Raw genomic sequence first — 9,903 nt, 5'->3', positions numbered from 1 at the left:
GAAGATGTCACCTTCGTCGATTTAAGCCAGCGGCCTTTTGTCGTCCGTTCTGACGAGCGGGAACTGCGCACCCACAGCCTGATCATCGCCACCGGGGCCACAGCCAAGCGCCTACACCTGCCCGGAGAGGAGACCTATTGGAACCGGGGCATGTCGGCCTGTGCGATCTGCGATGGGGCTATGCCTATGTTCAGAGGGGTGGAATTGGTGGTGATCGGCGGCGGCGATACTGCCTGTGAGGAGGCCACCTACCTGACCAAGTTTGGATCCCACGTGCACATGCTGGTGCGCAGCGACAAAATGCGGGCCAGCAAGGCCATGCAGGATCGTGTTCTCAACAACCCCAAGATCACTGTGCACTGGAACACCGAGGCGGTGGAAGTGATGGGCGACGGCCTGCGCCTGACCGGGGTGAAAGTGCGGAACAACCAAACCGGCGAAATACGCGAGATGTCAGTGGGTGGCCTATTTTATGCCATTGGCCACAAGCCCAACACCGACTTGTTCAAAGGACAACTGGAACTGGATGAAGTCGGCTACATCGTCACCCGCCCGGGATCCGTGGCCACCAGTGTGGAGGGGGTGTTTGCCGCCGGCGACGTGCAGGATCACGAGTTTCGTCAGGCGATTACCGCTGCCGGCACCGGCTGTATGGCGGCCATGTTGGCAGAGCGCTGGCTCTCGGAACACGGCTTGGCCCAGGAGTATCACGTCCTTCCCCAAAGCCATCCTGAACCCAGCCCTGCTGCGACTTCTGCGGCAGAGTCTGCTGGGGATCCTGCTGTTGAGGAGGCCAGCTTTGAGGAGAATGGACAGGATGACTTAGACTTCAGCAAGACTTGCCATGAGGGGAGCTATGCCCTGCGGCGACTCTACCACGAAAGCGATCGCCTGCTCATGGTCAAGTACACCGCCCCCACCTGTGCCCCTTGTCATGCCCTCAAGCCGATCTTGAACAAGATCATCGATGAGTTCTCGGACAAGCTGCACGTGGTGGAGATCGATATTGAGAAAGATCCGGAGATTGCAGAGGCAGGGGGGGTGGCGGGCACCCCGACGGTGCAATTTTTCAAAAACAAGACGCTGGTGGCCCAGTTGGTGGGCGTTAAGCCCAAGTCCCAATATCGAGAGGTGATCCAGGCCAATTTGTGTGAGGAAAAATCCCCCTAAGGATGTTTTCCTCTCCAACCTCTGGCCCCTCTCCCCAAGGGAGAAGGGAGCTGGGCGCAGAAAACGGTTTCCCAACCGAGGCTCAGCTAGTCCGAAAAGGCACCGTGGTAGGCGGCCTGCATGGCTGCCAAAGACACCACCAGTAAGGGATCCTCTTCTGCCGTCCTTAAGAGCAGGGGATCCGCAGGGGATCCCACCTCTCCCACAAGCTGCCACTGGCCGGGGAGCTGGGACTCCAAATAGGCTTCCCAGAGGGAACGGTGGGCCGGGCTTACGGAGACTAGGATGCGGCTGGATCCCTCGCCAAACAGGGCCTGATCCCAGCGCAAGGATCCAGGAGCCAGGGAGAGGGTTGCGCCGCGGCCTCCGCTCAAGCAGGCTTCTGCCAAAGCCACAGCCAATCCCCCCTCGCTGCAGTCGTGGGCAGAGCGCACCCAGCCCTGGCGGATTCCATGGCGACAGGCAGCTTGCACCCGCTTTTCCAATTCCAGATCCACTGGCGCGGGCCGGCCCGTAACTTGCTGGTGGATGACCGCCAAATACTCGCTGCCCCCCAAGCTGGTGAGGGCCTGGGATCCCAGGAGGTAAATGAGATCCCCTTCTTGCTGCCACCCCTGGCCACAGATGCATTTCAAGTCGGGAATAAGACCCACCATGCCAATGACAGGGGTAGGGTAGATAGCCTGCGATCCCTGGGGGGTGAGGGTCTCGTTGTAGAGAGAAACGTTTCCCCCCGTTACCGGCGTACCGAGGGCACGGCAGGCATCTCCAATCCCCCGAGAGGCCAGGGCCAGCTGCCAGTACACCACCGGGTTTTCGGGATTGCCAAAGTTAAGGTTATCGGTAACAGCTAGGGGATCGGCCCCCACACAGGTGAGGTTGCGGGCAGCTTCCGCCACGGCTGCCTTGGCCCCCTCGTAGGGATCCAAATACACCCAGCGGCCATTGCCATCCAGGGTGGCAGCGATGGCCTTGCGGGAAGCTCGCAGGGGCGGCACCTCGCCCACGCCAAACTTTTGGGAACGGATGCGGATAACCGCCGCATCTCCCTGGCCCGGCCAAAGGACGGTGTTGTTTTGCACCTGGTGGTCGTATTGGCGATAGATCCAGGCTTTGCTGGCCAGGGTGGGGCTGGCCAAAAGCTGCAGCAGCACCTCTTTCCATGCCAGCGTTGCCTGAGCGAGGTGGATCCCCTGGCAATCACAAGGGGGTAGAGTGGCGGGATCCCATTGCCACGCTGCCTGCACGTAGGCTGGCGGCTCTGGCAACACCGGACGGACATAGACGGGGGTGTCTTCGGCCAAAGCCCGCACCGGCACCTGCACCACGCAGGATCCCTGGTGCCAGATCTCCACCAGCGGCTCGGCAATGACTTCCCCGGCCACACTAGCTTGCAAACCCCAGCGGTGGAAGATCTCCATCACCTCCGCCTCGCGGCCTTTTTGCACCACCAGCAGCATCCGCTCCTGGGATTCCGAGAGCAGGTATTCCCAGGCAGCCATGCCGCTTTCCCGCGCCGGCACTCGGTCGAGGTCAAAGCGGATCCCCACCCCTCCCTTGGCGGCCATCTCCGCGGTGGAGCAGGTGATCCCGGCTGCCCCCATATCCTGGGCAGCCACCACAGCTCCTGTGGCAAAGGCCTCCAGACAGGCCTCGATGAGGCACTTGCCCAGGAAGGGATCCCCCACCTGCACTGCCGGCCGATCCTGCTGCGCATCCTCCTTGAGCTCGGCGCTGGCAAAGCTGGCGCCGCGGATGCCATCCCGCCCGGTGGTGGCGCCCACGTACAAGACCGGGTTCCCCACCCCCCGCGCTGCCGATTTCACCACTGCCGGCGTCTCCAGCAGCCCCAGAGCCATGACGTTGACCAAGGGATTGCCGCTGTAGCAGGGATCCACCGCCACTTCTCCCCCCACTGTGGGTACCCCGACACAGTTGCCGTAGTGGGCGATCCCTTCCACCACCCTGGCCATGAGGCGGCGGTTGCGGGGATCTGTTAGCGGCCCAAAGCGCAGCGAGTTAAGCAGGGCAATGGGACGGGCGCCCAGGGTAAAGATATCCCGCAGGATCCCTCCCACGCCGGTAGCTGCCCCCTGGAAGGGCTCCACTGCCGAAGGATGGTTGTGGGACTCGATCTTAAACGCCAGCCAATCCCCCTCCCCCAGATCTACTACGCCGGCATTTTCCCCCGGCCCCACCACTACCCGCTCGCCCGTGGTGGGAAAGTTTTTCAGCAGAGGGCGGGAGTTTTTGTAGCAGCAGTGCTCTGACCACATCACCCCAAACATGGCCAGCTCGTTGGGGTTGGGATCCCGGCCCAGCTGCTGCTGGATCTGTTGATATTCCGCCGGGGAAAGGCCGTGGGCTTTTAAGTCTTCGAGAGTATAGGGCATAGTGCTCCAATTGCCCCTAGCTTAGGTCAACAACCCAGGGCCCAAGAGACGGGCCTGACGCTCTTCCAGTATGCGGCTTAAGGGGGGCCAGCGCTTCAGGTCAGGGTCTTGGACAATAAGCTGCTCTGCCGCCTGGCGGGCCAGCTGCAGCACCTCTTGATCCTCCATGAGACTGGCCAGGGCAAAATCGGGTAGCCCCGACTGGCGGGTGCCCATCACCTCCCCTGGGCCGCGGAAGCGCAGATCCATCTCGGCAATGAAAAACCCGTCGTGGGACTGCTCCAGCACCTTGAGCCGCCGCAGGGCCTCCTCGCTTTTGGATCCTGTCATCAGGATGCAGTAGGCCTGGTCAGATCCCCGCCCTACCCGCCCCCGCAGTTGGTGCAGTTGGGAGAGCCCGAAGCGCTCTGCGTGCTCCACCAGCATCACCGAGGCATTGGGCACATCTACCCCCACCTCCACCACCGTGGTAGAGACCAGAATATCCAGCTCCCGCCGGCGAAAGGCCGCAATGACAGCTTCCTTCTCGCTACTGGTCAAGCGCCCGTGCAGCAGGCCCACCCGAAATTGGGGGAAGACCTTTTCCTGCAGACGCTGGTGTTCCTCGATGGCGGATTTCAGATCCAGCTTCTCCGACTCTTCAATCAACGGCAGCACCACGTAGGCCTGCCGCCCTTGGGCAATTTCCCGCTCGATAAGCCGCATCACCTGCAGGCGATCCCCTGGCCGGGCCACCAGGGTGTGCACGGGCTTGCGCCCCGGCGGCAGCTCGTCAATTTGGGTAACATCCAGATCCCCATGCAGGGCCAGGGTGAGGGTGCGGGGGATGGGGGTGGCGGTCATAGTGAGAACATCGGGGTGATCCCCTTTCTGTTGCAGAGCGGCCCGCTGCTCCACGCCAAAGCGGTGCTGCTCGTCGATGACCACCAAGCCCAGGTTGCGAAACTGCACTGCCGGCTGGATGAGAGCATGGGTGCCCACCACCAAGGGCAATTCCCCGGTCTGCAACTGCCGCAGGATCTCCCGGCGCTTAGCAGGGGGCGTGGATCCAGTCAACAGTTCAACGGGCACCTGCAGCTGGCTGAGCCATTCCACCAACTTGCGGTAGTGTTGCTCGGCCAAAACCTCGGTGGGAGCCATGAGGGCCGCCTGCCAACCGGATTGAATGGCTGCCAGCACAGCTGCCACCGCCACCACGGTTTTGCCGGATCCCACATCTCCCTGCAAGAGGCGGTTCATGGGCAAGGGATCCCGCAGATCCGCTAGGATCTCGTCGATGGCCCGCTGCTGGGCAGCGGTAAGCTGAAAGGGCAGGATTTGGTAGAAGCGATCCAACAGCTCCCCTCTAGCCGGCTGGTAACGAGGTATGGCCTGAGCTTGGGCACGATAGCGGTGTCGCCGCTGCAATAGGCTTAGTTGTAGGTAGAAAAACTCATCGAACACCAGCCGCCGCCGGGCCTGGGCCAGCAGTTCTCGGGTCTCAGGAAAGTGGATCTGCTGCAGGGCAACAGGCAAGTCCAAAAGCTGCAACTGCCGCTTGAGATCCGCCGGCAAGGGATCCTCCACCAAGGCCGCCGCCGGCAAAGCCAGTTGCACCGCCTTGCGCACCAGATCGGCGGGGATCCCTTCCGAGAGAGGGTAAACTGGCAAGATCTTGCCCAGCCTGTCCAGCTCCTCGCCCTCTCCCCCCAGCACCTCCAGTTGCGGGTTATCCAGCGTTAGGCCCAACCGGCCCTTTTTGACCAGGCCGCTGGCAGCCACCAGGGCCCCCTTGGGGTATTGCCGCTCCAGGGAAGCTTGCCAACTGCGCTGGGCAAACTGCCGCCCGCTGTAGAAGCGGCTGAGGGTAATTACACCACTTTTGTCGGCAATCTTTAGGTTGAAGATGGTCAGCGAGGGATTCTTAGGGCTGGTAAAGCAACTGCAACTTTTCACCGTCCCTACAAGGGTAACGGTCTCCCCCACCTTGGCTTGGCGGATGAGCACCCGCCGGGAATAGTCCAGGTAGTCGCGGGGGAAGTAGTAGAGGGCATCCCGCACGCTGTGTAGGCCCAGTTGTGCCAGTTTCTCCGCTGACTTGGGACCAATGCCTTTGAGAAACTGCAGCGGCTGCTCCAGGCTGAGGCCGGCGGGGAGAGATGGGGAAATCGTGCTCCGCCCTGCCTCTGGGGGGGTTGTTGCTACGCCTACGGCAGGGAAACCAGAGCGCTGTGGCAACGAGGCTGCAAACGAGCCAGGTTGGTGGGAACTCGGTCGGGACAGCTCTTGCTGACGTCGGACTCGCTCCAGCCAGCGGCGGGTTTCGGCCACCAGGTGCTGGCGTTCGGGCAGCTCCAGCTCGGAATACAGGGTATAGCGGGATCCCAGTTCTCGCCACCGCCGCCGGTCATCTCCACTCAGCGCCCAGTCAGAGGGGGGATCCTGTCCGAACACGCTCCCCAAAAATTGGGAGAAGGTCTGCTCTCGCCCCCGCAGGTCGGTAAACCCCACCTCTGCTTCTAGGGAAAGGGCGCGCTGAAGCCGCTGTAGATCCACCTGGCTCAAGTTGCTTGGCTGCCGGGAGTGCTCCTTATCAATCCAACTTTAGCCAACAACGGCAGGACAACCGAAGGAGTGCAGCAGCGCAAGCCACACTTTCCATTCCTTGATAAAGAAAAAAGCCTGCCTTATTACTCCGCAACACTGTCGTGACGGGGCAGGCCGAAGGGATCCAGAGGCACTTTTTGGGAGATGCAGGAGCTTTAGCTGCGGGCCAGGGCGGATCCCAAAAGCAGAGCCATCACTGCCGGCACCAAGGCAATCGCCAGGATGGTGAAAACTTGTGCGTCCGTCATAACCAACTCCCTAACAGTGGAATTGCACAAAAGTCAGCCCCCTCACTCTACCGTAGCTTGAGGGGTAGCCTTGACACCGAGAAGAAAAGCTCAACATTCTTTACAAAGCAGCCCTTGCCCATCCCGCTTGACCGTGGCTCCCAGATCCTCTGCTTGGATCGATTGACATTCTCCCCACCCCTAAAGCAAGGGATTCTTTCTCAGTTTTGGGGTTTTACCCCAGGCAGAAAGGCCGGGGCCTGCGCTGCTGGTTTGCGGGTCATGCTACGATGTTGCTCCGCAACGCCGTCGCGACGGCGAAGCAGTTCTTGCCCATTCCTCCTGCGAAGTTCGGTCTTGGCGTCATCATGGTAGCTGCTCCACAAAGTCTGACCACCTCACGGGATAGCTTGGCCATCCTGGCGGAAACGGATCCCTTGTTTACCGCCTGATCCAGCAAGAGCTCAACCGGCAGCGGGATCACCTGGAGATGATCGCCAGCGAGAACTTCACTTCTCCTGCCGTCTTGGCAGCCCAGGGCTCGGTGCTCACCAACAAGTATGCGGAAGGGTTGCCCGGCAAGCGCTACTACGGCGGCTGCGAGTTTATTGACGAGATTGAACAACTGGCCATTGACCGGGCTAAGCAATTGTTCGGGGCAGCCCACGCCAATGTGCAGCCCCACTCGGGGGCGCAGGCCAATTTCGCCGTTTTCCTGGCCCTGCTGCAGCCAGGAGACACAATTATGGGCATGGATCTGGCCCACGGCGGCCACCTCACCCACGGCTCCCCGGTAAACGTCTCCGGCAAGTGGTTCCGCGTGGTGCACTACGGGGTGCATCCGCAGACGGAGCGGATTGATTTTGACCAAGTGCGGGATCTGGCCCTGCAGCACCGGCCCAAGCTGATCATCTGCGGCTACTCTGCCTATCCGCGGACAATTGACTTTGCCGCTTTCCGCGCCATTGCCGACGAGGTGGGGGCCTATCTTCTGGCCGACATTGCCCACATTGCCGGCTTGGTGGCCACTGGACATCACCCCAACCCCGTGCCCCTCTGCGATGTGGTGACCACCACTACCCACAAGACGCTGCGCGGGCCGCGTGGAGGGCTCATTCTCACCCGCGACCCAGAGCTGGGCAAAAAGCTGGATAAGGCGGTGTTCCCCGGCAGTCAAGGGGGGCCGCTGGAGCATGTCATTGCCGGCAAGGCGGTGGCCTTTGGGGAAGCCCTGCAGCCCAGCTTTGCCCAGTACTCGGCCCAAGTTATCGCCAATGCCCAAGCCCTGGCGGGATCCCTGCAACGGCGGGGCATTCGACTGGTTTCCGGGGGCACAGACAACCACCTGATGCTGCTGGATCTGCGCTCGGTTTCGGCGGTGCTGGAAAAAACTGGGGCGGCGGATCCGGTAATGACGGGCAAACGGGCGGATCGGCTGATGGGGGAGATCCACATCACCGCCAATAAGAACACCATTCCCTTCGACCCACAGCCGCCCTTTGTAGCTAGCGGCCTGCGTCTGGGATCCCCAGCCTTGACCACCCGCGGCTTGGGGCCAGTAGAATTTGAGGAAATTGGGGAGATCATCGCCGATTGTCTGTTTCAGCCTGAGGAGCCTGCTGTATTGGAAGAGTGTCGCCAGCGGGTGGCTCAGCTCTGTCGTCGTTTCCCCCTCTACCCCCACTTGGGATAACCGCAATCCTCGCCACGGCTTGCTATGCCCTACTTGGTTGCCTTTCTGGCTGCTGCCTGTGTGGTTCTGTGGGCAACCCCGGTGGTGAAGGCGGTCGGGATCCGCAGTGGCCAGTTGGATTTTCCCGACGAGCGCAAGATCCACCGGCAGCCGATGGTACGCCTGGGGGGGGTTTCCATCTTTTTTGGGAACTTGGTGGCCCTGCTGTTGCTCTGGGGAGCCGGAGCTTTTGGGGGCTTGCGCACCGAGCAGGAGTACGAGATTTGGGGGGTGACGATCGGTGGGGTTTTGTTTTTTTTGATTGGCCTGGCGGACGACCTGTTTCACCTGTCGCCTTTTTCCCGCTTGTTGATGCAATTCGGCGTGGCTGCTGCCGCTTGGGGAGTAGGGGTGCGCATTGAGTTCATCAGTCTGCCCGGGAGAGGGATCTGGCCCTTTCCGGTGTGGTTGAGCCTGCTGATTACCCTGTTCTGGCTGGTGGGGATGGCCAACGCCATCAACTTCATGGACGGGCTGGATGGGCTGGCGGCAGGGGTGTCGGGAATTGCGGCAGTGGTGATGCTGATCGTAACCCTGCTGCTGGATCGACCGGCGGCGGCCATGCTGGCGGCGGCTTTGGCGGGAGCTTGCCTAGGCTTTTTGCGCTACAACTTCAACCCGGCGCAGATCTTCATGGGGGATGGAGGGGCCTATTTTTTGGGCTTTACCCTGGCTGGGATCGGGGTGATCGGGGTGGCCAAGGGGGTGACCACGCTGGCAGTGGCTCTGCCTTTCTTTATCTTGGCGGTGCCGATCCTGGATATGTCCACCGTAATCCTCAAGCGGCTGGCCAGGGGGAAGTCGCCTTTCCATCCCGACAAAGGCCACTTGCACCACCGCTTGCTCAAAGCCGGCCTATCCCAGCGGCATTCGGTGCTGCTCATCTACGCCATGACCCTCTGGGGGGGATCCCTGGCCTTGGCCTTGGCGGGCTTGCCGGCAGGAGGCACCTACCTGGGCGGGGCCTCGCTGGTGTTGGCAGGGGTGGCTTGGGGGGCTTGGCAACGGCAACGAGCTTTGCCCTCGGAGGACAGGCCCGAACAGGAATATGTTGCTCCGCAATGCTGTTGCGACCAGGAATGTAAAGAAGATTGAGCTGGGCTTGTTCTCCATCGCTCGCCTGCCTAGACTGGAGGCGCTCTATATTTGTTGTTTTTTGTTTTGTTGTTTTTTGTTTAGCTCTGTGTTGCCTCATGCGCCCCACACCTGAGTTGGCAGCTCTCCTGCGCCGCACCGCGGATCGTATCCAATCCCAACACTGGGGCTTCTGGGACTGGGAGTACTGCTGGCGGGACAGCACCCGCTGCAATTGCGGCCTGTTGGTGCGAGAAGCCCTGGGCTGGGATCGGCAGCAACTCAGCCTGCGCATCCACCGCGGCACCTGGCGCTCCATCGCCCAAACCGCCTACCGAACTGTTGCCCTGGCCTTGAGGGATCCCTGGCAACTGGAGGGGCAGTGCGAGGCCACCGGCCTGCAGCTGGGGTATGTGTTCGAGAAAATGGCAGAGCTGGGGTTCGACCAACCGGAAGACTTTGCCGCCCTGGAGGAGCTGAGCGATCCCGTAATTCTGGCCCGCCTGGCGGAAAAAGGTGTGGAGCCAGCACAGCGCGACCAGGCGATCCATGTGGCGCTTTACATGCGGGAACTGGCGGACTGGATTGACGAACAACTGCAGGCGCAGGCTCAGATCAGACGCTTGAGCCAACCTTTGCCCAAAACACCAGGGATCCTCGTCCAACAGTCGGTGCACCTTACTTGAGGAACTCAGTTGCCTTCCTGATACATTTACGCTGA

Annotated in this window: 6 protein-coding genes and 1 pseudogene; 4 read left to right on the top strand and 3 right to left on the bottom strand. The window is 61.4% G+C overall.

All coding sequences use genetic code 11. From position 1 onward, the window contains the following. Window positions 1-1,170, top strand: a 1,170-nt coding sequence (locus NW819_RS04725) for an FAD-dependent oxidoreductase (RefSeq protein WP_414413044.1), incomplete at its 5' end; no start/stop codon positions are given. A gap of 86 nt (window positions 1,171-1,256) precedes the next feature. Here NW819_RS04725 and purL read toward each other — a convergent pair. The 3 genes from purL to psaM form a co-directional block, all read right to left on the bottom strand. After that, entirely contained in the window at window positions 1,257-3,563 is a 2,307-nt protein-coding gene (purL, locus tag NW819_RS04720; RefSeq protein ID WP_414413043.1) for a phosphoribosylformylglycinamidine synthase subunit PurL, read from the bottom strand. 21 nt (window positions 3,564-3,584) lie between these two features. Further along, window positions 3,585-6,098 (bottom strand): ATP-dependent DNA helicase RecG, encoded by a 2,514-nt coding sequence (recG, locus tag NW819_RS04715; protein ID WP_414413045.1) that lies wholly within the window; start codon window positions 6,096-6,098, stop codon window positions 3,585-3,587. A 206-nt stretch (window positions 6,099-6,304) separates the two neighbouring features. Then, complete coding sequence (gene psaM, locus NW819_RS04710) at window positions 6,305-6,397, bottom strand: photosystem I reaction center subunit XII (protein ID WP_011434349.1); 93 nt, start codon at window positions 6,395-6,397, stop codon at window positions 6,305-6,307. A 347-nt stretch (window positions 6,398-6,744) separates the two neighbouring features. On the opposite strand from psaM, the pseudogene glyA reads away from it, so the two are divergent. From glyA to NW819_RS04695, 3 genes and pseudogenes are all read left to right on the top strand, one after another. Beyond that, window positions 6,745-8,069 (top strand): annotated as a pseudogene (gene glyA / locus NW819_RS04705) (serine hydroxymethyltransferase). Between the two features lie 24 nt (window positions 8,070-8,093). Continuing rightward, entirely contained in the window at window positions 8,094-9,203 is a 1,110-nt protein-coding gene (locus NW819_RS04700; protein WP_414413042.1) for a glycosyltransferase family 4 protein, read from the top strand. A 98-nt stretch (window positions 9,204-9,301) separates the two neighbouring features. Further along, window positions 9,302-9,868 (top strand): hypothetical protein, encoded by a 567-nt coding sequence (locus NW819_RS04695; protein ID WP_414342223.1) that lies wholly within the window; start codon window positions 9,302-9,304, stop codon window positions 9,866-9,868. Window positions 9,869-9,903 lie beyond the last annotated feature (35 nt).

The sequence above is a fragment of the Synechococcus sp. R8-2 genome, from assembly GCF_047461715.1.
Taxonomy (GTDB): domain Bacteria; phylum Cyanobacteriota; class Cyanobacteriia; order Thermostichales; family Thermostichaceae; genus Thermostichus.
The sequence above is the reverse complement of the archived record's forward strand: the minus strand, read 5'-3'. Positions and strand labels throughout refer to the sequence as shown.

Excerpts from the sequence above, each read along its gene's own strand:
- purL (WP_414413043.1), bottom strand. The coding sequence starts at position 3,563 with ATGCCCTATACTCTCGAAGACTTAAAAGCCCACGGCCTTTCCCCGGCG.
- psaM (WP_011434349.1), bottom strand. The coding sequence starts at position 6,397 with ATGACGGACGCACAAGTTTTCACCATCCTGGCGATTGCCTTGGTGCCG.
- NW819_RS04700 (WP_414413042.1), top strand. The coding sequence starts at position 8,094 with ATGCCCTACTTGGTTGCCTTTCTGGCTGCTGCCTGTGTGGTTCTGTGG.
- NW819_RS04695 (WP_414342223.1), top strand. The coding sequence starts at position 9,302 with ATGCGCCCCACACCTGAGTTGGCAGCTCTCCTGCGCCGCACCGCGGAT.